Genomic DNA, 19989 nt, shown 5'->3' on the forward strand with positions numbered 1-19989 from the left:
GGACGCCGCCGAGCAGACCGCCGTCACCACCGAGCACGCCACCCAGCAGGCCGTCGTCGCCCAGGATGCCGCCGAGCAGGCCGCCGTCACCACCGAGCACGCCACCCAGCAGGCCGCCATCGCCCAGCACACCGCCGAGCAGACCGCCGTCACCACCGAGCACGCCACCCAGCAGGCCGTCGTCGCCCAGGATGCCGCCGAGCAGGCCACCGTCACCGCCGAGCACGCCGCCCAGCAGGCCGTCGTCACCCAGGATGCCACCGAGCAGGCCACCGTCGCCACCGAGCAGACCGCCCAGCAGGCCGTCGTCGCCCAGGATGCCGCCGAGCAGGCCGCCGTCACCACCGAGCACGCCACCCAGCAGGCCGTCGTCGCCCAGGACGCCGCCGAGCAGGCCGCCGTCACCGCCGAGGACACCGCCCAGGAGGCCGTCGTCACCCAGGATGCCGCCGAGCAGGCCACCGTCGCCACCGAGCAGACCGCCCAGCAGGCCGTCGTCACCCAGGACACCACCCAGCAGGCCACCGTCGCCGCCGAGCAGACCGCCCAGCAGGCCGTCGTCGCCAAGGACACCACCCAGCAGGCCGCCGTCACCGCCGAGCAAGCCGCCCAGCAGACCGTCGTCGCCCAGGACACCACCCAGCAGGCCGCCGTCACCGCCGAGCAGACCGCCCAGCAGACCGTCGTCGCCCAGCACGCCACCCAGGAGACCACCGTCACCGCCGAGCAAGCCGCCCAGCAGACCGTCGTCACCCAGGACACCACCCAGCAGGCCGCCGTCGCCGCCGAGCAGACCGCCCAGCAGACCGTCGTCGCCCAGGATGCCACCCAGCAGGCCACCGTCGCCGCCGAGCAAACCGCCCAGCAAGCCGTCGTCACCCAGGACGCCACCCAGCAGGCCGCCGTCGCCACCGAGCAGGCCGCCCAGCAGGCCGTCGTCGCCCAGGACGCCACCCAGCAGGCCACCGTCGCCACCGAGCAAGCCGCCCAGCAGACCGTCGTCGCCCAGGACACCACCCAGCAGGCCGCCGTCACCGCCGAGCAACCCGCCCAGCAGGCCGTCATCGCCTAGCACGCCACCCAGGAGGCCACCGTCGCCGCCGAGCAGACCGCCCAGCAGACCGTCGTCACCCAGGATGCCACCCAGCAGGCCGCCGTCGTCGCCCAGGACGCCACCCAGCAGGCCGCCGTCGCCGCCCAGGACGCCACCCAGCAGGCCGCCGTCGCCGCCGAGCAAGCCGCCCAGCAGACCGTCGTCGCCCAGCACACCACCCAGCAGGCCACCGTCGCCGCCGAGCAGACCGCCCAGCAGACCGTCGTCACCCAGCACGCCACCCAGGAGACCGCCGTCACCGCCGAGCAGACCGCCCAGCAGACCGTCGTCACCCAGCACGCCACCCAGGAGACCGCCGTCGCCGCCGAGCAGACCGCCCAGCAGGCCGTCGTCACCCAGCACGCCACCCAGCAGGCCACCGTCGCCGCCGAGCAGACCGCCCAGCAGGCCGTCGTCACCCAGCACGCCACCCAGCAGCCCATCGCCGCCGATCAGATTCGCCACGCCATCGGTCAGGAAGTCGACCTGCGTGCCCACCGCGCCCAGCAGTGCGTCGGTGGTACCGGCGCCCAGCAGCTGGTCGGTCAGCGGGCTCAGCAGGCCGCCGACACCGTCGGTGACCTGGCTCACGAGGTCGTCCACCGGATCCAGCACGTTCGGGTCGTTCGGCGTGAAGGTATCGCCGAGCACCGGGCCCAGCAGGCCGCTCACGGTATCGGTCAGGCTGTCGGTCAGGCCGACCACCGGGGCGAGCACGTCGCCCAGGCCGAGCTCGCCGAGCAGGCCGTCGTTGAGACCGTCGACCAGGCCGCCGACGATGCTGTCGGTCGGGTCGAGCAGTTGGGCACCGGTGCCGCCGCCACCGCCGTCGAGCAGGCCACCGAGCAGACCGCCCAGCAGGCCGTCTTCGCCGATCAGGCCACCGACCAGGCCGTCTTCGGCCAGCAGGCCGCCGACCAGGCCGTCCGGACCCAGCAGGCTCGGCACCAGGCCGTCCTCGCCGAGCAGGCCGCCGACGATGCCGTCATCGCCCAGCAGACCGCCGAGCAGGCCGTCGTCACCGAGCACGCCACCGAGCAGACCGTCGTCGCCGAGCAGGCCGCCCAGCAGGCCATCGCCACCGATCAGGCCACCGAGCAGACCGTCGTCGGCCAGCACGCCGCCGAGCAGGCCGTCGTCGCCGAGCAGACCGCCCAGCAGACCGTCGTCGCCCAGCAGGCCACCGAGCAGGCCGTCGCCACCCAGCAGGCCGCCGAGCGGGCCGCCGGCACCGAGGATGCCGTCGTCGCCGAGCACGCCACCGAGCAGGCCGTCGTCGCCGAGCAGGCCACCCAGCAAACCGTCGTCGCCCAGCAGGCCGCCGAGCAGACCGTCCTCGCCGCCGAGCAGGCCGCCCAGCGGGCCGTCGGCCAGCAGGCCACCGACCAGGCCATCGGGGCCCAGCAGGCTGTCCACGATGCCGCCTTCGCCGAGCAGACCGCCGGCGAGGCCTTCGCTGCCCAGCAGGCCGCCGAGCAGGCCGTCGTCGCCGAGCAAGCCACCGACCAGGCCGTCTTCGCCCAGCAGGCCGCCCAGGGCGCTGTCTTCACCGATCAGGCTGCCCAGCAGGCCGTCGGAACCGAGGGCCGGGCCGAGCAGGCCGCTCAGCAGGCCGCCTTCGCCGCCCACGCCGCCGAGCAGGCCGCCGTCACCCAGCAGGGTGTCGAGCAGGCTGCCGACCGCGGTGCCTTCGCCGATCAGGCCACCGACCAGACCGTCGTCGCCGAGCAGCTGGCCCACGAGGCCGTCTTCGCCGAGCGCGCTGCCCAGCAGGCTGCCTTCGCCGAGCAGGCCATCGACCACCTGGCCGATGGTGCCGTCGGTGCCCAGCAGGCCGTCGACGAGGCCGTCGATGCCCAGGCCGGTGGTCACGCCACCGAGCAGGCCATCGCTGCCCAGCACGTTCTCGAGCGCGTTGCCCAGGGCGTCGGTGACGTAGTCGACCTGGCCGTTGAGCGAGCCGATCAGCGCATCGGTCACGCCGTTGCCCAGCAGGGCGTCGACGACCGGAGCGACCGCGCCGCCCACGCCGTTGGTCAGGTTGTCCACGGCCGTGTCGACCGGATCGAACTCGTTCGGATCGTCGGGCGTGAACTCTTCGCCGACGATCGGCGAGAGCACGTCGTCGAGCAGGTCGGTGACGCCATCGACCACCGGCTTCACCGGGTCGAGCGCGCCGCCCAGGCCGAGGGTGTCGTCCACGGCATCGATCACGTGGTTGACGAGGCCGTCGCCCGGATCGAGGAGGTGGTCGGCGTCGGCGTCTGCGTCGGCGTCAGCGTCAGCGTCAGCGTCTGCGTCTGCGTCTGCGTCTGCGTCTGCGTCAGCGTCAGCATCGGCGTCAGCGTCAGCGTCAGCGTCAGCATCGGCATCGGCATCGGCATCGGCGTCAGCGTCTGCATCGGCGTCTGCATCGGCGTCTGCATCGGCGTCAGCGTCTGCATCGGCGTCAGCGTCAGCGTCAGCGTCAGCGTCAGCGTCAGCGTCTGCATCGGCGTCAGCGTCAGCGTCAGCGTCAGCGTCAGCGTCTGCATCGGCGTCAGCGTCAGCGTCTGCATCGGCGTCAGCGTCAGCATCGGCATCAGCGTCTGCATCTGCATCTGCATCTGCGTCAGCGTCCGCATCGGCGTCTGCATCCGCATCGGCATCGGCGTCAGCGTCCGCATCGGCGTCGGCATCGGCATCGGCATCGGCGTCAGCATCCGCATCCGCATCCGCATCCGCGTCAGCGTCGGCATCCGAGTCCGCGTCGGCATCAGCATCCGCGTCGGCATCGGCGTCCGCATCGCCATCGGCATCCGCGTCCGCATCGGCGTCCGCGTCGGCATCGGCGTCGGACTCACCCACGCCGCCTGGAATCTGGAAAGGAATGAAGCCACCATCGCCACCACCGCCACCGCTCAGCGCGGCACCCAGTGCGGCCGCGCCCAGCGCGCCGAGAGCGAACTCGCCCAGGCCGATGCCGCTGCCGGCAGCGAGCTTCTTGGTGACGGCCAGCGCGGCGGCATCCGCATCGCTGTCGGGCGGCGTGACCTGCAGGTCACCCGAAGCCACGTCGACGTTCACCTGCTCGAGGCCGCCAGGCAGCTTGGTGGAACCCACGGTGGCATCGGTGCCGCCGGTGAAGACGCCGGCCAGCGGCGCCTTGTTGCCGGCCGAGCCGGGGAACAGGACGTTGGCCTGGCCACCGTCGGGAACGATCACGCGATCGCCGGCCATCAGCGAATGGCCGCCGTCGACGGGAATCGACACGCCATCGCGCATGACGACCGTGCCCGGCGTAGCATTGGATAGCGATCCGATGCTGGCGGGCCCCGTCGCGACAGGCGCGGAGGGTGCGACCACCGGTGCCGAGCCCATGGGGGCGATCGGCGTTGCGGTGGCCTGGGCGATGACCACTGGAGCAACGCCGTTATCGGCAGTTCCCGCGGTCGAAGGGGTCGATGCTTGTGGTGCAGTCATGGCGGCCTCTGTGACAAAAGATGGAACTACAGGGGCAACTTGCGTGCCGCCTTTTCGCGGCCTTGCACCCACTGCCCATCGACCGCCGCAACTCGTTGATCTGCTTGGGTTTTTCTTTCAAATCAGTCCTTCGCGAGACGGCTTGCGAGGGCTTTCACCGAGGTCTTTTCTCGATTCGTTACGTAACGATGTAACGTGTGCGCCCCGGAACGCCGGCCCGACCCCAGGGGTTTTCGGCCGACACGCGCAAGCGCCACGGACCTGCGTTACGCGTCATCGCCGCGCACGTGCCCACGGCCTCGCGGCCTGCGTCCCCTCCGCTTCTTCTCTGCCTATCTATATATGTTCAATCCCTCCCAGGAAGACGTGCGCCGCTTCTTCTGCGACGTCTACGCCAAGCACCGCCAGGGCCTGCCGATGGAAGCACTCGAGACCATCGCCGCCGGCTGGATCGAGGCCCATCCCGAATATCACGAGGACCTGCTCGACGCCGACGCGGCGGTGGCGCGGGTCTACGACGGCGCGAACGGCCGCGAGAACCCGTTCCTGCATCTGTCGATGCACCTGTCGATCAGCGAGCAGTGCTCGATCGACCAGCCGCGCGGCATCCGCCAGGCGGTCGAGCTGCTGGCCGCGCGCCGCGGTTCGCTGCTCGATGCGCATCACGAGGCGATGGAATGCCTGGGGCAGATGATGTGGGAGAGCCAGCGCGCCGGTCGTCCGCCCGACGGCGACGGCTACGTCGCCTGCGTGCAGCGCCGCGCAACGAAAGATTAGCCCCCCGGCTTTTCACTCCCTTCGGTCGTGTAACTCCACCCCCCGAGGGGGAGACGCGGCCGCCTTGGGGCGGCCCGGCGGCGGCCGCCTGCCCCCTACCCCGCCGACGCCCCGCGCCGCCGCGCCGGCAGCGAGCCCTGCGGCTTCGCGGCCTCGCGCAGCAGCCCCGCCATCGCGGTACGCAGTGCCGAGGGCTCGGCATCGCTGCGCTGCAGCAGGCCCACGGGCTCCTCGGTGCCGGCGGTGTCGATGCGCAGCCGCACCATGCGGCCGTCGGCCAGTTCGCCGCGCGCCGCGCCCAGCGGCGTGATCCACACGGCATCCGACAGCGCGACCAGCGCGCGCGCCAGCGCGACGTCGAGCGTCTGCAGCGTGTTGGCCGGCAGCGCGAGGCCGCGCGCCGACAGGAAGCTCTCGGTGTTGTGGCGCGGGATCGTGCCCTCGCCGTAGACCATCAGCGGATAGTCGAGCACGGCCTGCACCGACACCGGCCGGTGCGCGAGCGCATGGCCGGTGCGCACCGCGAACACCAGCGGCTCGGTGTGCAGCAGCTCGAAGCTCAGGCCGCCCATCAGCCGCGGATCGCTCATGCGCCCGACCACCAGGTCGAGCTCGCCGGCGCGCAGCTCGTCGAGCAGCACCGGGTTGGCCGCGCTCTTCACCACCACCTGCACCGCGGGCCAGAGGCCGCGCAGCCGCGCCAGCGCGCCCGGCAGCAGCGCGGGCGCGACGCTGGGCAGCGCGCCGATGCGCAGCCGCTCGACCCGCCCCGCGGCCGTGGGCGCGACGGCCTCGGCGCTGGCCTCGAGCGCCTCGAGCACCTTGAGTGCATGCGCGAGCAGCTGCTCGCCGGCCGGCGTGAGCCCCTGCACGCCGCGCCGCCCGGCGCTGCTGCGCTCGACCAGCCGCGTGCCGGCGATGCCCTCGAGCTCCGACAGCGTCTTCGACACCGCGGGCTGGCTCAGCGCCAGCCGCTCGGCCGCGCGCGCCAAATGGCGCTCCTGCGCCACCGCCACCAGGCAGCGCAGGTGGCGCAGCTGCACGTTGCGCACGAAGTCCAGCCGCAGGTCGCTCGTCATCGGCCCTTTGTCCTCGTCTTCTGGATTACCAATGGTTATTGAAACGGAATCAATCTTCAATTTACATCATCGAAGCGGGATTCCAGAATGCGCCCATGCGGACCCGGTCCGTCCCACGACAGGAGACAACAGGCATGTTGACCAAGACCCAGTCCCAGCTCACCCCGCGTGACTGGGATGCCCATCCCAGCTACGTCTACCCCGGCTACAAGTCGACCGTGAAGCGCGGTCCGCAGAAGCCGCTGATCCCGCTCAAGGCCTCGCTCGGCGAGCTGCAGCAGCCGGTCTACGGCCACGAGAGCATCGGCGAGTTCGACCACGACCTCACGCGCAATGCGCGCCGCAACGGCGAGCCGCTGGGCGAACGCATGATCCTCACGGGCCAGGTGCTCGACGAGCGCCGCCGCCCGGTGGCCAACACGCTGGTCGAGCTCTGGCAGGCCAACGCCTCGGGCCGCTACGTGCACAAGGTCGACCAGCACGACGCACCGCTCGACCCCAACTTCCTCGGCGCGGGCCGCTGCCTGACCGACAGCGAGGGCCGCTACCGCTTCCTCACGATCAAGCCCGGCGCCTATCCCTGGGGCAACCATCCGAACGCCTGGCGTCCGCAGCACATCCACCTGTCGCTGTTCGGCCAGAGCTTCGCGAGCCGCCTGGTCACGCAGATGTACTTCCCGGGCGACCCGCTGCTGCAGTACGACCCGATGGTCACCGGCACGCCCGAGCGCTACCGCAACCGGCTGATCGCCGACTTCAGCCTCGACATCACCGAGGAAGGCTACGCGCTCGGCTACCAGTTCGACATGGTGCTGCGCGGCGCCGACGAAACGCCGTTCGAGAACCGCTGAGCGAAGAAGGAAAGAGACACGCCATGAGCAAACTGATGAGCGCCCAGGAAGCCGACTTCGGCCAGACGCCCTCCCAGACCGTGGGCCCCTACTTCGCCTACGGCCTCACCGCCACGCAGTACGGCTACGACTTCGACCAGCCCTTCGACGCGGTGCTGGCGCTGGACGATGCCGCCGGCGAACGCATCCGCCTCGAGGGCCGGGTGATCGACGGCGACGGCAATCCCATCAACGACGCGCTGGTCGAGATCAGCCAGCCCGACGGCGAGGGCCGCTATCCGCAGACGCCGGCGCAGGCGCGCGAACTGGGCTTTCGCGCCTTCGGCCGCGTGGGTACCGGCACCGACGCGCAGAACCGCTTCGTGTTCCACACCGTGAAGCCCGGCGCCGAGTCGCCCGGCGAGGCGCCGCACATCAACGTGATCGTGCTGATGCGCGGCCTGCTGCTGCATGCCTTCACGCGCGTGTACTTCAGCGACGAGGCCGAGGCCAACGCCAGGGACGCGGTGCTGCAGAGCGTGCCGGCCGAGCGCCGCCACACGCTGGTCGCGCAGCGCGTCGAGCGCGGCGGCGCAGTGAGCTACCGCTTCGACATCCGCATGCAGGGGGCGGAGGAAACCGCCTTCTTCGACGTCTGAGCGCCTGAACCCGAAGCCGGCCACCGCGCCGGCTTTTTCGTACCCGGACTTCTTCTTTACAGCGCGGCAGCCGCAAGGCGGCCGCGCGCTCGCCGCTGCGCAACGCAAAACCATTCCAACACGGAGCAACGCATGTCATCCCCCTCGGCTTCCCTGGACGTCCAGTCCTTCCTCGACCGGCATCCCTTCTCGGCCTTCCAGTGGCGCATCTTCGCGCTGAGCTTCCTCGTGGTGCTGCTCGACGGCTTCGACACTTCGGCCATCGGCTACATCGCGCCCTCGCTCGCGAGCGAGTGGGGCGCCAGCAAGATGGCGCTCGCGCCGGTGCTCAGCGCGGCGCTGTTCGGGCTCGCGGCCGGCGCGCTGCTGGCCGGGCCGCTGGCCGACCGGCTCGGCCGCAAGCGCGTGCTGGTGGGGGCGGTGCTGGTGTTCGGCCTGGGCTGCCTGGCCTCGGCCTTCTCGCAGAACATGCCGCAGCTGGTGGGGCTGCGCTTCGTCACCGGGCTCGGCCTGGGCGCGGCCATGCCCAACGCGGTGACGCTGATGAGCGAGTACTGCCCGAGCCACCGGCGCGCCACCATCACCAACACCATGTTCTGCGGCTTCCCGCTGGGCGCGGCGCTCGGCGGCTTCCTCGCGGCCTGGATGATTCCGCACCTGGGCTGGCGCAGCGTGCTGGTGCTCGGCGGCATCGCGCCGCTGGCGCTGGTGCTGCTGATGGCGACGCTGCTGCCCGAGTCGGCGCGCTACATGGTCGCGAAGAAATACGCCGCCGAGCGCATCCGCGCCGTGCTGCGCCGCATCTCCGAGAGCGCCGCGCAGGCGCGCGCCTTCACGCTGACCGAGGCCGGCCCGGCGCCCGTGGACGGCAGCGGCGGCGGCCTCGCGCTGGTGCTCTCGCCGCGCTACCTCGTGGGCTCGGCCATGCTGTGGATCGCCTACTTCATGGGGCTGGTGATCTTCTACGCCATGATCAACTGGATGCCGATCCTGTTCCGCGAGGCCAACGTGCCGCCGCAGACCGCGACCGTGATCTCGGCGCTGTTCGCGCTCGGCGGCGTGGGCGCCATCTTCTTCGGCTGGCTGATGGACCGCTTCAACGCCAACCTGGTGATCGCCACCGGCTATGCGCTGACCGCCGTCAGCGTCTACCTGATCGGCCAGTCGCTCGGCAGCCTCGCGGCGCTGGTGCTGACGGTGCTGCTGGGCGGCACGCTGATGAACACCGCGCAGTCCTCGATGCCGGCGCTGGCCGCGGCCTTCTACCCGACGCAGGGCCGTGCCACCGGCATCGCCTGGATGCTGGGCCTGGGCCGCTTCGGCGGCATCGCGGGCTCGTTCTTGGTGGCCGAGCTGGCCAGCCGTCAGCTGGGCTTCGCCCAGATCTTCGCGGTGCTGGCGGTGCCGGCGCTGATCGCGACCGTGGCGCTGCTGGTCAAGCAGGTGGTGCACCCGCATGCGGCCGATGCCGACCGGGGCGCCGGGGCGGTGGCCGGGCACTGAACACGCCCGCCTCCCGGAAAACAAAAAGCCCGCGACGCGGGCTTTTTGCTTCTTGCGCAGGGCCGGCGGACCGGCTCGCCCGCTTTACTTCTCGGCGTGGTGGATGCGCGACTCGGGCACCGTCTTGAGCTCGCCCGGCACCGAGGCGATGTAGCTCGCGAGGGTCTTGAGTTCGGCGTTGCTGAACTTCTTCGGCTCGACCTGGCCGGCCATCACGGCGTTCGAGCGGCCGAGGTGGATGTTGTTCTTCACGCGGTAGGACTTCAGCGCCACGAACAGGTAGTCGGCATGCTGGCCGGCCAGCTTGGGCACGGTGCCGTCGTTCGGGGTGTTGAAGTTGGCGCCATGGCACTTGGTGCAGCTGTTGTCCTCGCCGTTCTTCTTGATCAGCGCCTGGATGTTCTCGGGCATGGCCTTGGCCAGCGCGGCCGGGGGCGCGTCGCCTTCCTTCACGCCGAGCTGGCTGTAGTAGGCGGCGAGGTCGGCGATGTCCTGCTCGGTGAGCGTGTCGGCGATCGCGCGCATGGTCGGGTGCTTGCGGTCGCCGCCCTTGTAGGCGGTGAGCGCCGCCGTGATGTACGTGGCGCTCTGGCCCGCGATCATCGGCACCTTGTGGATTTCAGGAAAGCTGGCCTGGTAGCCGATGATGCCGTGGCAACCCACGCACATCTGGACCTTCTTGGCGCCATCCTGGGGCTTGCCCGTGACTTGCTGGGCTTGTACCGACACCGTCCCGCAAGCGACAGCAAGGGCAAACATCGTGGTCAACAACTTGTTCATTTTGCGCGCACAATCTCGTGGAGATACCGTTTTTCGAACCAACTTTCGATTATATGCAAGGCTCCCGCGGGCGCCTGTGCGGGCCGACCCGAAGGACGCACGTTGCCGATCGAGTGTGTTCTTTTCTCCACCACAGCCTCCCGTTCACGCATGAAATTCAAGGGCTCAGACAACTACGTCGCGACACAGGACCTGATGCTCGCGGTCAATGCCGCCATCACCCTCAAGCGCCCGCTGCTCGTCAAGGGCGAACCCGGCACCGGCAAGACCATGCTGGCCGAGGAAGTGGCCCAGGCGCTGAACCTGCCGCTGCTGCAGTGGCACATCAAGTCGACCACCAAGGCGCAGCAGGGCCTCTACGAGTATGACGCGGTGAGCCGCCTGCGCGACTCGCAGCTCAAGGATCTGGATGGCGGCGAGCGCGTGCGCGACATCCACAACTACATCGTCAAGGGCGTGCTGTGGCAGGCCTTCACGGCCGAGCAGCCGGTGGCGCTGCTGATCGACGAGATCGACAAGGCCGACATCGAATTCCCGAACGACCTGCTGCGCGAACTCGACCGCATGGAGTTCTACTGCTACGAGACGCGCGAGCTGATCCGGGCCAAGCACCGCCCGCTGGTCTTCATCACCTCGAACAACGAGAAGGAGCTGCCCGACGCCTTCCTGCGCCGCTGCTTCTTCCACTACATCAAGTTCCCCGACGCCGAGACCATGCGCAGCATCGTCGACGTGCACTTCCCCGGCCTCAAGCAGGAACTGCTGGCCGCGGCCATGAAGACCTTCTACGACGTGCGCAACCTGCCCGGCCTGAAGAAGAAGCCCTCGACCTCCGAGCTGCTCGACTGGCTCAAGCTGCTGGTGGCCGAGGACATCCCGCTCGAGGCGCTGCAGAGCAAGGAAGACAAGGTCGCCGTGCCGCCGCTGGTGGGCGCGCTGCTCAAGAACGAGCAGGACGTGACCCTGTTCGAGAAGCTGGTCTTCATGCAGCGCAACAACCGCTGAGGCAGCGTCGGTCATGCCTGTGCGGCCATCGCCTCCCGTCGGCCAGCTGCTGGTGCTGGGCGTGGCCCAGGCCGTGCTGTTCGTCGTCGGCGCACTGCTCGGCCGCTGGATCGGCCTGTACTTCAGCCTCGATGCCTTCGGCCCCAACGGCTACGGCAACCGCGAGATCTTCGGCATCCTGCTGATCGGCCTCGGCGGCGGCGCGGGCGTGCAGCTCGCGCGCGCCTGGTACGACCGGCGCTACGGCAAGCCGGCGCCCTGAACGACACGAGACACCGCGCAACCATGGCTTTCGTCGAACCCGTCACCCTGACATCGCGCGGCCTCGCGCTGGTACCGCTCGCGCTCGCGCACGAAGAGGGCCTGCGCGCCGCGGCCGCCGACGGCGAGCTCTGGAAGCTGCGCGTGACCTCGGTGCCCGAGCCGCAGGACACGCGCGCCTACATCGAGACCGCGCTCAAGACCGCCGACCGCTTCGCCTTCGCCGTGACCGAGGAAGCCACCGGCACCGTGCTCGGCAGCACCAGCTTCCACGACATCCTGCCGGCCGTGAAGCGCGTGGAGATCGGCTACACCTGGTACGCCAAGCGCTGCCAGCGCACCCACGTCAACACCACCTGCAAGCTGCTGATGCTCACGCATGCCTTCGACACCCTGGGCTGCAACGTGGTGGGCTGGCGCACCGACAACTTCAACCACGCCTCGCAGCGCGCGATCGAGCGCCTGGGCGCGAAGAAGGACGGCGTGATCCGCGGCCACGCGATGCGCCGCGACGGCACCATCCGCGACACCGTGATGTACAGCCTGCGCGCGGGCGAATGGCCCGAGGTCAGGGCGCAGCTGCTCTACCTGCTCGACAAGCCGCGCGACTGAAACCCCCAAGGAGCGTCCCATGCTCATCGATTTCTTCTACACCCTGCGCTCGGCCAAGCTGCCGGTCTCCGTCAAGGAATACCTGACCCTGCTCGAGGCACTGCAGGCCGACGTGGTGGGCCCGAATTCCGACGACGCCTACGGGCTCGACGACTTCTACTACCTCTCGCGCACCGCGCTCGTGAAGGACGAGAAGCACTACGACAAGTTCGACCGCGCCTTCGCCGCCTACTTCAAGGGCGTGGAGATGCTGACCGACTTCACCAAGGAAGTGCCGCTCGACTGGCTGCGCAAGACGCTGGAGCGCGAGTTCTCGGCAGAGGAAAAAGCCAAGATCGAGAAGATGGGCTGGGACGAGCTCATGGAGACGCTCAAGAAGCGCTTCGAGGAGCAGAAGGAGCGCCACGAGGGCGGCAGCAAGTGGATCGGCACGGGCGGCACCTCGCCCTTCGGCCACGGCGGCTACAACCCGCAGGGCATCCGCATCGGCGGCGCCGGCAAGAACAAGAGCGCGGTCAAGGTCTGGGACCAGCGCGCCTACAAGGACTACGACGACACGCAGGAACTCGGCACGCGCAACATCAAGGTCGCGCTGCGCCGGCTGCGCAAGTTCGCGCGCGAGGGCCACGAGGAAGAGCTGGACCTCGACGACACCATCCACTCGACCGCGGCCAACGCCGGCTTCCTCGACATCAAGATGCGGCCCGAGCGCCACAACAACGTCAAGGTGCTGCTGCTGATGGACGTGGGCGGCACGATGGACGAGCACATCCAGCGCGTGGAGGAGCTGTTCTCGGCCGTGAAGACCGAGTTCAAGCACCTGGAGTTCTACTACTTCCACAACTGCGTCTACGACTTCATGTGGAAGAACAACCGCCGTCGCTTCTCGGAGAAGTTCGCGACCTGGGACATCCTGCGCAAGTACAACAAGGACTACAAGCTGATCTTCGTGGGCGACGCGACCATGAGCCCCTACGAGATCCTGCAGCCCGGCGGCAGCGTCGAATACAACAACGAGGAAGCCGGCGCCGAGTGGATCCAGCGCCTCACGCACGCCTTCCCCAAGTTCGCCTGGATCAACCCCGAGCCCCAGGGCGTGTGGCAGTACCGCCAAAGCATCTCGGTGATGCAGCAGCTGATGTCCAACCGCATGTATCCGCTGACCCTGCGCGGCCTCGAAGAGGCGATGCGGTTGCTGTCGAAGTAGCGGAAAAGACCTCCCGGCATACCAGGCCTTGACGGCCCGCGAGCCCCGGCCAGGCGGGCCTGGCGGCCCGCACATCCATGTATCCGAACGCGTCCGACACGGACGCGCCGGATCATGCTGTCAGAATCGTCGCCCATGTTCAGGGTGGTTCGTGTCGTTTTGCCGGCGTGTTGGCCGGCATTGCTTTTTTCCGGCGTCCTGCTTTTGCAAGGCTGCAGCCTGCTGCCGAAAAAGGACGCGGGCGACTCGGCCGCGTCCACCCCCGCGCTGGTGAGCGACGGCGGCGACCGCGCGGCCAGCGCGTCCACGGAGGGCGAGAGGGAGGGCAAGGACGGCAAGCGCCGCGATGCCTTCTCGGTCGACGTGCGCGGCCCCGACAGCGTGCGCGAGTACCTCTCGCTGCACCTCGAGATCCAGCGCTACAAGACGCTCGACGACCTCGGCGCCACCGAGATCTCGCGCCTGATGGTCGCGGCCGAGGCCAATGCGCGCGAGCTGCTCGCCACGCTCGGCTACTTCACGCCCGCGCTCACGCTCGAGCTGCACGAGACGCCCGCGAGCGACAAGGCGCCGCGCGAGATCGTGGTCACCGTCGAGCCCGGCGAGATCACGACCGTGAGCAACGTGCAGCTCAGCTATGCCGGCCCGATCGCCGACGACCCGAGCGCCGAATCGCAGCGCGACACCATCCGCACCGCCTGGGCGCTGCGCGCGGGCCAGCCCTTCACCCAGCAGGCCTGGGACGATGCCAAGGCGGTCGCGCTGCGCAGCCTCACGGCCAAGCGCTTCCCCACCGGCAACATCGAGATCAGCCGCGCCGAGGTCGACGCCGACCGCCACGAGGCCCGCCTGAGCGCCACCTACCAGTCGGGCCCGGCCTACAAGTTCGGCCCGCTGCTCTTGCGCGGCAACCAGCGCTACAGCGCCGACGGCATCCGCCGCATCGCGCAACTGCCCAGCGGCGCCGACTACGATCAACAGAAGCTGCTCGATGCCCAGCAGCGCCTGGCCAGCAGCGGCTATTTCGATTCGGTGTTCCTCACGCTCGACACCGAGAGCGGCACGCCGCTGGCCGCGCCCGTGATCGCGCAGCTGCGCGAGGCGCCGCTGCAGAAGGTGGTGCTGGGCGTGGGCTTCACCACCGACAACGGGCCGCGCCTGTCGATCGACCACATCCACAACCAGCTGCCGCTGCTGGGCTGGCGCGCGGTGTCGCGGCTGTCGGTGGACCGCGACATCCAGTCGCTGGGCACCGAGTGGAAGGCGATCCCCGGCGACGACGGCTGGCGCTGGTTCTCGGGCGCCGAGCTCAAGAGCGAGCAGTCGGGCAGCTACGTGGTCGACAGCGGCCGGCTGCGCGGCGGGCGCAACAAGACCAGCGACCACATCGACCGCAGCTATTTCCTGCAGTACGACTACGCGACCAACCGCGGCACCGATGCCCCGCCCTCGGCCTCGGCCGTGACCGCCAACTGGGGCTGGACCGGGCGCTACTTCGACGACAACGGCTCGCCGCGGCGCGGCTACGGCCTCGCGCTCGAACTGGCCGCGGGCTACACGCTGACCGGCCAGCAACTGCCGTTCACGCGCACCTACGTTCGCTGGCTCGGCATCGTGCCGGTCGGCTGGGCCGACGGCAAGGACGCCGCCACGCTGGCGCGCCGCAGCCGCCTGCAATTGCGTGCCGAGGCCGGCGCGGTGGTCGGCAAGGACTCGGCGCAGATCCCGTCCACCCTGATGTTCCTGACCGGCGGCGACACCACGGTGCGCGGCTACGCCTACCGCGACATCGGCACCGTGCGCGCCGACGGCCAGACGGTGGCGGGCCGCTACCTCGGCGTGCTGAGCCTCGAGTGGCAGCGCCCCTTCGTCTACAAGGACAAGCTCACCGACTTCGAGAGCGTGGTGTTCGTCGATGCCGGCGCGGTGGCCGACAAGCCCAGCGAGCTCAAGCCCAAGGTCGGCGTGGGCGTGGGCACGCGCTGGCGCAGCCCGGTCGGGCCGGTGCAGGCCGACCTGGCCTATGGCGTGGACACGCGCAAGTTCCGGCTGCACGTGCGGCTGGGCTTCACCTTCTGAGCACGATGGCGAACGCAGCGACCGAGACTCCCACCCCGCCCACGCCGCCGGCCCGGCGCTCGCGCACCCGCCGCGCCCTGCGCGCGCTGGCCTGGACCGTCGCCGGCCTGTTCGTCGCGCTGCTGCTGGTGCTGGGCGTCGCCTGGTGGTGGCTGGGCTCGAACCAGTCGCTGGCCTTCGCGCTCGCCAAGGCCGCGGCCTACCTGCCGGCCGGCCAGACGCTGGAGAGCCGCGAGGTCACGGGCTCGCTGCGCACCGGCGGGCGCATCGGCTGGCTGCGCTGGCAGAGCGAGAGCCTCGCGGTCGAGGTGCACGAGGCCAAGATCGGCTGGCAGCTCGCGCCGCTGTTCGAGCGCAAGGTGCAGCTCGGCGAGGTGCATGCGGCGCAGCTGCTGATCGAGCGGCGCGGTGCGCCCAGCGACAAGCCCGCCGAGCCGCTCGAGAAGATCGTGCTGCCGGTCGAGGTCGACCTGCCGTTCCGCATCGACGAACTGCGCTGGGCCGGCCCGCCCGCGCTGCAGGCGCAACGGCTCGCGGGCCACTACCGCTACACCGGCGGCGAGCACAAGCTCGACGTCGAGGGCGTCGACATCGCCGAAGGCCACTACAGCGCGCGCGTGAAGCTGCAGGGCGCGGCGCCGATGGCGATCGAGGCGACACTCGACGGCCGCGTGAAGGCGCCGCTGCCCGAGGAACGCAGCCTCGAGGTGCTGGCCAAGGCCGGCATCCAGGGCACGCTCGCGGGCGCCGACGCGCGCCTGAACGTCCAGGCCGAACTGGCGCCGGCCGAGCCCGATGCCGACGCCCCGATGGAGGCGAAGCTCGAAGCCACCATCGCGCCCTGGCAGCCGCAGCCCGTGATCGCGGCCAAGGCCGACCTGCGCAACGTCGACGCGTCGAGCCTGTGGCCCGGCGCGCCGCAGACGCTGCTCACGGGCAGCGTCGCGCTCGAACCCGATGCCGCCACCGGCCCCGCCGCCTGGAAGGCCCAGGCCGACCTGCGCAACGCGCGGCCCGGCCCGTGGGACCAGGGCAAGCTGCCGCTCGAGCAGTTGCAGGCCCAGGTCGGCTACGACGGCACCAGCTGGGACATCCCGCAGGCCACGCTGCGCGCGGGCGGCGGCCGCATCGAGGCCGCGGGCCGCTGGAGCCCCGCGCCCGCGCCCTGGCAGGCGCGCGCCGAGGTGCAGGGCGTGCGGCTGGGCGCGCTGTACAGCGAACTCTCGGGAGCGCCGATCAGCGGCCGCGTCACCGCGCAGCAGCGCGATGACGACAACGGCGGCATCGGCTTCGACCTCGCGCTGCGCGCCGAGGGCGGCGCCGGCAGCAAGGCGCTGCCGGGCTTCGGGCTCGACCGCGTGCTGGCCCAGGGCCAGTGGAAGGACCAGGTGCTGGACCTGCGCACGCTGCGCATCGATGCGCAGCGCGCCAGCGTCGAGGGCAAGCTGCAGGTGCGCGTGGCCGAGCAGGCCGGCAGCGGCAACCTGAAGCTCGCGCTGCCCGGCGCCGAGGCGCAGCTCGACGCCCGCATGGCGCCCGCGCAGGGCACGGGCGAACTCAAGGCGCGCATCGACGACACCGAGGCCGTGCAGCGCTGGATCGAGAGCCTGCCCGAGATGGCAGGCCTGTTCGCGGGCCGCAGCGCGAAGGGCTCGGCCCGGCTCGACGCGAGCTGGCAGGGTGGCTGGCAGAACTTCCAGCGCCGGCTGCAGAACCCCGCCGCGCCGCTCGCGCGCGGCAACGCCGAACCCAGCCTGAAGGCCAGCCTCGCGGTGCCCAGGCTCGACCTGCTGCTGCCCGCGGCCCAGGCCGGCGGCGCTGCAACCCAGGTGCAATTGAGCGCGCTGCGCGCCGAGCTCGCGGGCAGCATCGCGCAGGCCACGCTGTCGCTGCAGGGCGAGGCCGCCACCGGCACGCAGAAGCTGGTGCTCGACACGCGCGCCAGCGGCGGCCTCGCGGGCGCCGGCCAATGGCGCGCCGCGCTCGCCAGCCTGCGGCTGCAGGCACAGGACAGCACCCAGCCCGCCACGCAGAAGTCGCCCTGGGTGCTCGAACTCGGCCGCGAGGTCACGGCCACGGTGCGCACCGGCAGCGACCGCCTCGAGGTCGAGGCCTCGGCCGCCGGCGCCACCCTGCGCGGCCCGGTGCCCGGCACGGTGCGCATCGACTGGCAGCCGCTGCGCTTCAGCCAGAGCGGCGCCGCCGCCAATCGCGTGTTCCGCGTGCAGTCGAAGGGCGAGCTCAAGGGCCTGCCGATGGCCTGGGCCGAGGCCTTCGGCGCCAGCACCACCTTCGGCGAACTCGGCATCAGCGGCGACCTGATCTTCGACGGCGACTGGGACATCGATGCCGGCGACACGCTGCGCGCCCAGGCCCGGCTCGCGCGCCAGAGCGGCGACATCCGCGTGCAGGCCGGCGAGGCCGCGCTGATCACGCGCATCGAGAGCCGCGGCACCGGTACCGCGAGCGAACGCAAGATGAATTCCAGCGAAGCCGGCCTGAGCCCCAGCACGCCGGCCGGGCTGCGCCGCGCCGAGCTGCGGCTCGATGCCCAGGGCGAGGCCGTGCGCGCCACGCTGGCCTGGGACAGCGAACGCGCGGGCCAGATCGATGCCGAGGCCGGCACGCGCTTCCAGCAGCGCGCCGGCGGCTGGCAATGGGCACCCGACGCGCCGCTCACCGGCCGCATCGCCGCCAAGCTGCCGAACCTCGGCGTGTGGTCGATGCTCGCGCCGCCGGGCTGGCGCGTGGCCGGCACGCTCGACGCCAATGCCGCGCTCTCGGGCAGCCGCGCGGCGCCGCGCTGGAACGGCACGCTGGGCGCCGACAAGCTGGCGCTGCGCGCGCCGGTCGAGGGCCTGGACCTGCGCGACGGCCGGCTGCGCGCCAACCTGTTCGGCGACCGCGTCGAGATCGCCGAATTCACCCTCAAGGGCGGCGCCGGCAGCACGGCGCGCATCGCGGGCCAGAGCGGCAACCGCAGCACCGCGGCCAGCGAGGCCGGCACCGATGGCGGCACGCTGAGCGCGCGCGGCGAGCTCAACTGGTCGGGCGCGGGCACGGCCGCCGGCGCACCCGGCATCCGCATGGCGCTGCAGGCCGAGCTGCGCGCGCTGCGCGTGCTGGTGCGCACCGACCGCCAGGTCACGCTCTCGGGCGACCTGCAGGCGCGGCTCGAGAACCGGCAGTTCATCGTGCGCGGCAAGCTCAAGACCGACCGCGCCGTGATCATCCTGCCCGACGAGACCGCGCCCAGCCTCGGCAGCGACGTGATCGTGCGCTCGGCCGCCAAGGACCGCGAGGCGGCCGAGGCGCGCGAGCGCGAGGCCGCGCGCAGCGATGCGCAGGCGGCCCAGGCCGCAAAGCCGCAGACCGCGAAGCCGCCCGACATCGCGGTCGAGTTCGACCTCGGCGACGACTTCGCGGTGCAGGGCCGCGGCATCACGACCCGGCTCGAGGGCCAGCTCGACATCCGCAGCACGCGGCTCGATGCGCCGCCGCGCATCACCGGCGAGGTGAAGACCGTGAAGGGCCAGTACCGCGCCTACGGCCAACAGCTCGACGTGGAGACCGGCATCGCGCGCTTCAACGGTCCCTACGACAACCCGCAGCTCGACATCCTCGCGATCCGGCCCAACATCACGCAGCGCGCCGGCGTGCAGATCAGCGGCAGCGCGCAGTCGCCGCGCGTGAAGCTCTATTCGGAGCCCGCGCTGTCCGATGCCGAGACGCTGTCGTGGGTGGTGCTGGGCCGCGCCTCGGCCACCAGCGGCGGCGAGTCGGCGCTGCTGCAGCAGGCCGCGCTCTCGCTGCTCGGGCGCATCAGCAAGGGCGCCAGCGGCGGCAGCCTGGCCAGCCGCTTCGGCCTCGACGAACTCGGCTTCAAGGGCCCGGGCAGCGGCGGCGACGTGCGCGATTCGGCCGTCACCTTCGGCAAGCGGCTGTCGAAGGACTTCTACGTCACCTACGAGCGCAGCATCGGCGGCACCTTCGGCACGCTGTTCATCTTCTACGACCTCACGCAGCGCCTCACCTTGCGCGGCCAGGCCGGGCAGACCAGCGGCCTCGACCTGATCTACACCGTGAAGTACGACTGAGGTACGCATGCGGCGCGCATCGGCGCGCGCGTCATGCGCGAAGTCGCGTTTCGTACGGGACTTCGATCTTGACCCCGCGATGGTGCGTGATAAGAATCATCGAAGACGCCTTCCAAGGAGCCGACGATGAACGAGCACGGAGACAAAGGCGGGAGGAACACGGCATCAGACCGTCTGGCAGACGATGCACCGCAGGGCGACGAGACCCGCATCGCCTGGTTGCGCGGCGCTTTCCGCGCCACGATCGCGATCGTCGCCGCCATCGCGGCGGCGGCTTCCGTTCCCCATTGGGGCGGCGACAGCTTCCCCATCACCAGCCTCGTGATCTACGTCGCGGGCATGGTGTTCGTGGCGATGCCGCTGGGCCTCTACTACGAATCGCTGCTGCAGGCGCACGAGCGGCGCCGCGCGCGCAATGCCGAGCGCCGCGAGGCGAAGGCCTTGTCGCACGCGGCGGTGTAGCCGGGTCTCAGAGGGTGTATTTGAAATGATCTACGCGGCCAGCCTAGTAGCGAGGATACGTGCTTCAGCGAGCCAGACCCAAG

The 19989-nt window shown here is 70.8% G+C and carries 14 protein-coding genes; 11 read left to right on the forward strand and 3 right to left on the reverse strand.

Going from position 1 to position 19989, the window contains the following annotated elements; all coding sequences use genetic code 11:
• On the reverse strand, window positions 1-4555 hold a 4555-nt coding region (locus tag AC07PU_RS34420), incomplete at its 3' end, for a hypothetical protein (RefSeq protein ID WP_495322677.1).
• Window positions 4556-4897: 342 nt separating this feature from the next.
• On the opposite strand from AC07PU_RS34420, the gene AC07PU_RS34425 reads away from it, so the two are divergent.
• Window positions 4898-5332, forward strand: a complete 435-nt coding sequence (locus tag AC07PU_RS34425; protein WP_208511236.1) for a DUF1841 family protein — start codon at window positions 4898-4900, stop codon at window positions 5330-5332.
• Window positions 5333-5427: 95 nt separating this feature from the next.
• Here the strand turns inward: AC07PU_RS34425 and AC07PU_RS34430 are convergent, their stop codons facing one another.
• Window positions 5428-6411, reverse strand: a complete 984-nt coding sequence (locus tag AC07PU_RS34430) for a LysR substrate-binding domain-containing protein (RefSeq protein ID WP_495322678.1) — start codon at window positions 6409-6411, stop codon at window positions 5428-5430.
• A gap of 134 nt (window positions 6412-6545) precedes the next feature.
• On the opposite strand from AC07PU_RS34430, the gene pcaH reads away from it, so the two are divergent.
• The 3 genes from pcaH (at window position 6546) to AC07PU_RS34445 (ending at window position 9403) form a co-directional block, all read left to right on the forward strand.
• Window positions 6546-7262, forward strand: a complete 717-nt coding sequence (gene pcaH, locus AC07PU_RS34435; protein ID WP_495322679.1) for a protocatechuate 3,4-dioxygenase subunit beta — start codon at window positions 6546-6548, stop codon at window positions 7260-7262.
• Window positions 7263-7285: 23 nt separating this feature from the next.
• Window positions 7286-7900 (forward strand): protocatechuate 3,4-dioxygenase subunit alpha, encoded by a 615-nt coding sequence (gene pcaG / locus AC07PU_RS34440; RefSeq protein ID WP_495322680.1) that lies wholly within the window; start codon window positions 7286-7288, stop codon window positions 7898-7900.
• Between the two features lie 132 nt (window positions 7901-8032).
• Window positions 8033-9403, forward strand: a complete 1371-nt coding sequence (locus AC07PU_RS34445; RefSeq protein ID WP_495322681.1) for an MFS transporter — start codon at window positions 8033-8035, stop codon at window positions 9401-9403.
• 84 nt (window positions 9404-9487) lie between these two features.
• On the opposite strand, the gene AC07PU_RS34450 is transcribed toward AC07PU_RS34445, so the two are convergent.
• Window positions 9488-10183: a c-type cytochrome gene (locus AC07PU_RS34450; RefSeq protein ID WP_093347749.1), complete on the reverse strand. Its 696-nt coding sequence runs from the start codon at window positions 10181-10183 to the stop codon at window positions 9488-9490.
• A 150-nt stretch (window positions 10184-10333) separates the two neighbouring features.
• Here AC07PU_RS34450 and AC07PU_RS34455 point away from each other — a divergent pair, with 150 nt between their 5' ends.
• The 7 genes from AC07PU_RS34455 to AC07PU_RS34485 all read left to right on the forward strand — a co-directional run bounded on the left by AC07PU_RS34455 (window position 10334) and on the right by AC07PU_RS34485 (window position 19906).
• The gene (locus tag AC07PU_RS34455; protein ID WP_093347752.1) at window positions 10334-11188 is read left to right on the forward strand and encodes an AAA family ATPase; all 855 of its coding nucleotides are present in this window, start codon (window positions 10334-10336) and stop codon (window positions 11186-11188) included.
• Window positions 11189-11201: 13 nt separating this feature from the next.
• Window positions 11202-11450 (forward strand): hypothetical protein, encoded by a 249-nt coding sequence (locus AC07PU_RS34460; RefSeq protein WP_208511233.1) that lies wholly within the window; start codon window positions 11202-11204, stop codon window positions 11448-11450.
• Between the two features lie 23 nt (window positions 11451-11473).
• On the forward strand, window positions 11474-12061 hold the full coding sequence (locus AC07PU_RS34465) for a GNAT family N-acetyltransferase (RefSeq protein ID WP_093347763.1): 588 nt from the start codon (window positions 11474-11476) through the stop codon (window positions 12059-12061).
• Window positions 12062-12080: 19 nt separating this feature from the next.
• Window positions 12081-13268, forward strand: coding sequence for a vWA domain-containing protein (locus tag AC07PU_RS34470; RefSeq protein ID WP_057590875.1), 1188 nt, complete (start codon window positions 12081-12083; stop codon window positions 13266-13268).
• 135 nt (window positions 13269-13403) lie between these two features.
• Window positions 13404-15347, forward strand: a complete 1944-nt coding sequence (locus tag AC07PU_RS34475) for an autotransporter assembly complex protein TamA (protein WP_495322683.1) — start codon at window positions 13404-13406, stop codon at window positions 15345-15347.
• A 5-nt stretch (window positions 15348-15352) separates the two neighbouring features.
• Window positions 15353-19444, forward strand: coding sequence for a translocation/assembly module TamB domain-containing protein (locus tag AC07PU_RS34480; RefSeq protein ID WP_495322684.1), 4092 nt, complete (start codon window positions 15353-15355; stop codon window positions 19442-19444).
• A 126-nt stretch (window positions 19445-19570) separates the two neighbouring features.
• Complete coding sequence (locus AC07PU_RS34485; protein ID WP_208513471.1) at window positions 19571-19906, forward strand: hypothetical protein; 336 nt, start codon at window positions 19571-19573, stop codon at window positions 19904-19906.
• Window positions 19907-19989 lie beyond the last annotated feature (83 nt).

The organism is Variovorax sp. GW821-FHT10D07 (genome assembly GCF_059415325.1).

Bases quoted from the DNA above. Each gene is read 5' to 3' on its own strand.
- AC07PU_RS34425 (WP_208511236.1), top strand. From the start codon at position 4,898: ATGTTCAATCCCTCCCAGGAAGACGTGCGCCGCTTCTTCTGCGACGTC.
- AC07PU_RS34430 (WP_495322678.1), bottom strand. From the start codon at position 6,411: ATGACGAGCGACCTGCGGCTGGACTTCGTGCGCAACGTGCAGCTGCGC.
- pcaH (WP_495322679.1), top strand. From the start codon at position 6,546: ATGTTGACCAAGACCCAGTCCCAGCTCACCCCGCGTGACTGGGATGCC.
- pcaG (WP_495322680.1), top strand. From the start codon at position 7,286: ATGAGCAAACTGATGAGCGCCCAGGAAGCCGACTTCGGCCAGACGCCC.
- AC07PU_RS34445 (WP_495322681.1), top strand. From the start codon at position 8,033: ATGTCATCCCCCTCGGCTTCCCTGGACGTCCAGTCCTTCCTCGACCGG.
- AC07PU_RS34450 (WP_093347749.1), bottom strand. From the start codon at position 10,183: ATGAACAAGTTGTTGACCACGATGTTTGCCCTTGCTGTCGCTTGCGGG.
- AC07PU_RS34455 (WP_093347752.1), top strand. From the start codon at position 10,334: ATGAAATTCAAGGGCTCAGACAACTACGTCGCGACACAGGACCTGATG.
- AC07PU_RS34460 (WP_208511233.1), top strand. From the start codon at position 11,202: ATGCCTGTGCGGCCATCGCCTCCCGTCGGCCAGCTGCTGGTGCTGGGC.
- AC07PU_RS34465 (WP_093347763.1), top strand. From the start codon at position 11,474: ATGGCTTTCGTCGAACCCGTCACCCTGACATCGCGCGGCCTCGCGCTG.
- AC07PU_RS34470 (WP_057590875.1), top strand. From the start codon at position 12,081: ATGCTCATCGATTTCTTCTACACCCTGCGCTCGGCCAAGCTGCCGGTC.
- AC07PU_RS34475 (WP_495322683.1), top strand. From the start codon at position 13,404: ATGTTCAGGGTGGTTCGTGTCGTTTTGCCGGCGTGTTGGCCGGCATTG.
- AC07PU_RS34480 (WP_495322684.1), top strand. From the start codon at position 15,353: ATGGCGAACGCAGCGACCGAGACTCCCACCCCGCCCACGCCGCCGGCC.
- AC07PU_RS34485 (WP_208513471.1), top strand. From the start codon at position 19,571: ATGAACGAGCACGGAGACAAAGGCGGGAGGAACACGGCATCAGACCGT.